This window comes from Geminicoccus flavidas (assembly GCF_009806515.1).
Classification (GTDB): Bacteria; Pseudomonadota; Alphaproteobacteria; order Geminicoccales; family Geminicoccaceae; genus Geminicoccus; species Geminicoccus flavidus.
The window spans coordinates 1-2,720 of sequence record NZ_WUJP01000167.1; the positions used below are offsets into that span (position 1 = coordinate 1).

A 2,720-nucleotide genomic window follows, 5' to 3' on the forward strand; every position below is an offset into this window, starting at 1 on the left:
TGCATGCTGCATCGTCCAGCCGACCTCGTCGACCACCGCGTGCATGGACAGGCTGGAGACCGGCGTGTCGCCCCAGGCCCCAGCTGGGAAGCCCTGGCCGAGACTGGTCAGCACCGCCAACGACCGGTCGCCCCAATAGGTCGACCAGGGCATGCCGGTGAGCGCCAGGAAGCCGATGAACAGACCGGTCACCAATCCGGTCACGGCATGGAGGTCCCGCCAGAACAGGCGGTGCTTCCTGGTGCCGCGCAGGCTGACGATGCCGCCCTTCTGCCGCCTGCGCGGCCACCAGAGATAGAAGCCGGTCACGACCAGGATGATCGCGGCGCCGCCCACGACCTCGATCACATAGCTGGGCCAGGTGCCGAACAGGGCCAGGCTGTGCAGTTGGCGCACCGTCCACATCACCGAGGACTTGTCGTCCATGGTGCCCAGGATGCGGCCGTCATAGGGATCGAGATAGACCGAGAACTTTGCCCCGTCCGCGCCCTTGAAGCCGATCGCGGCCGAGGAGGTCGGGCCGGCGGGCGGTACGAACTGGTAGACTGTGCCGGCATGGGCCGCCTGGGCATGGGCGACCAGCGTCTCCGGCGCCAGCATCGGGGTGCTGCGCGCCTCGACGCTCAGCACGTCGCGGTGGAACCAGCCGTCCAGCGCGTCGTGGAACAGATACAGGCCGCCGGTGACGGCCAGCAGGATCATGAATGGCAGGGCCAGCAGCCCGGCATAGAAGTGCCAGCGCCACACGGCGCGGTGGATGGCATCGCGGGTCGGCAGCCTGGCGGCCGCCGGCAGCGGAGCAGCAGTGTCGTACATCGTCGTCTCGCAAGCGAAGTCGAGGACCTGGACGGCGCCGGGCAGGTGATGGCTCGGGCCGGCGGGCGTCAGCTCAGGCTTGCGATGGGGGCGGTCCGCGCGGCGGCGGCGGCGCTGCGGTCGAACGCCCGGCGCGCACAGCGAGGAACGGCAGCGGTGCGGGCTCGACCTGCCGCTCGGTGACCTCGACCAGTCGCGGCGGACGGGGCGGCAGCAGAGCATTGACCAGGTGCGGACAGCATTTGGCGCAGTCGAGACCACCCTGCCTCGGATCCTCGTCGCCCCCATCCGGGGCAGCCGGATCGATCCAGGTGAGATGGCCGTCCGTGCAGATCGGCACGAGCAGGTGCCCGGCTGCCGCCGGAGCGGCGAGCAGCGCCGAGCCGACCGTCGCCAGCAGCAATTGCAGGGCGAACAGGCCGGCAGCGGCCAGTGCCGTCAGGCGCTGACCGGCCGATCGTCCTATGGCTGTCGGAACCGCACGCATTGTTGGATGGTGCCGCAGTCCCGAGACGCTGCCTAGTACAACCTTGGATATAAACCGGTCTTACCGGTCGAAGCCGCGGAAAGCACATCCCCCGATAGGTCCGGGCTTCATCCGTCCCGTAGCGTCACTCCGGCCCATTGTGGCGGCGGGCGGTCATCGCGTCATCCGGATGCGGCTGGCGGAGCGCCGGGGGTGCGGGGCGCATCGAAGGTGCCGGCGCGCGGCGGCAGAGATAGACCTCGTCCTCGGGGTGCTGGAGGATTTCGAAGCCCGCACTTCGCAGCATTGCTTCCGCACAGGCGCGGTTGGGGATCCACCAGTTGCTCGGGTCACCGGCGTAGCGCTGCTCGATGAAGTACATCGCGGGGAAGCCGGCATAGTGGAAGATGCTGCCGTTCCAGAAACCGTAATCCTCCTCCAATTCCCAGACCACTTCGCTGCCGCGCTGCATCGTCTGGAACAGGACCAAGTCGTCCGCCACGTGCTCGTGGATCAGATCGAGTGCCAGCAGCGGGTGGCGCAGGTGGTAGAGCACCCCCATGAACATCCCGAGATCGAACCGTCGGCCGAGCCTGGCGACGTCATAGACGGAGAGCTGCCGGAACTCGACCTCCAGGCCGGTCACCTCGGCCGCAAGACGCGCCTGGCTCAGATAGCGCTCGTCCTCGTCGATCCCCACCACCAGATCCGCGCCGCGACGCTTCATCTCCAGCGCGTAGAACCCGGCATTGCAGCCGATGTCGAGCACGGTGCGGCCGGACAGGTCTTCCGGGACGGCGTGGGCGAAGCGCCGCCACTTCCAGGTCGGATAGTTGTTCAGTGGATGGTCGGGCGCGGTCGGGATGCCGTTCAGGTCGATATTGTGGAACCAGGGGGCCAGTTCGTCGATGCGGCGCCGGATGGTCGCCCGCTGGTCTGCGAGGTCCGCCCCGTTCGCTCTCCGCCGCTCGCTCATGCTGCCATCCTCCAGCCAAAGAGCATCCTGTGCGGCAGCAGCTGCTGCCGCCACATGAGCAGAACGCAGCCATCCATGCCGCGTTCCGCGCAATTTACAGGATGCAGGCGGAGATTTTAGCCGGGAACCAAGCCGGCATTGGTGGCCGCACGCGGCATTCGGGGTTGTGCGGGCGACGTGGGCCGGAGCGGCGGGCTGTGCCGCCGCCCTCTCGTTCAGCCGGCCAGCGCCGCCTCCACCGCGGCGATCGCCGCAGCTGCCTGGGCGGCATCCGGCCCACCACCCTGGGCGAAGTCGCGCCGGCCGCCGCCGCCCTGGCCGCCCAGTGCCGCCACGGCCCGGCGGACCAGCGCCACCGAATCCAACCGGTCGGTCAGGTCGTCGGTGACGCTTACCACCACCGCGGCCTTGCCGTCGCTGACCGAGACCAGGGCGATCACGCCCGAGCCCACCTGCTTCTTC

At 68.9% G+C, this 2,720-nt stretch carries 4 protein-coding genes; all 4 read right to left on the reverse strand.

What is annotated here, in order from left to right:
- Positions 1 to 816, reverse strand: an 816-nt coding sequence (locus EQG76_RS04550) for a PepSY-associated TM helix domain-containing protein (RefSeq protein ID WP_200840555.1), incomplete at its 3' end; no start/stop codon positions are given.
- A 73-nt stretch (positions 817 to 889) separates the two neighbouring features.
- Positions 890 to 1,303: a DUF2946 family protein gene (locus tag EQG76_RS04555; protein WP_159710993.1), complete on the reverse strand. Its 414-nt coding sequence runs from the start codon at positions 1,301 to 1,303 to the stop codon at positions 890 to 892.
- 124 nt (positions 1,304 to 1,427) lie between these two features.
- Positions 1,428 to 2,258 carry a TIGR04290 family methyltransferase gene (locus EQG76_RS04560; protein ID WP_159710995.1) on the reverse strand — a complete coding sequence of 277 codons (831 nt, stop codon included), beginning with the start codon at positions 2,256 to 2,258 and terminating at the stop codon, positions 1,428 to 1,430.
- A gap of 215 nt (positions 2,259 to 2,473) precedes the next feature.
- On the reverse strand, positions 2,474 to 2,720 hold a 247-nt coding region (locus tag EQG76_RS04565), incomplete at its 5' end, for a DHHA1 domain-containing protein (protein ID WP_159710997.1).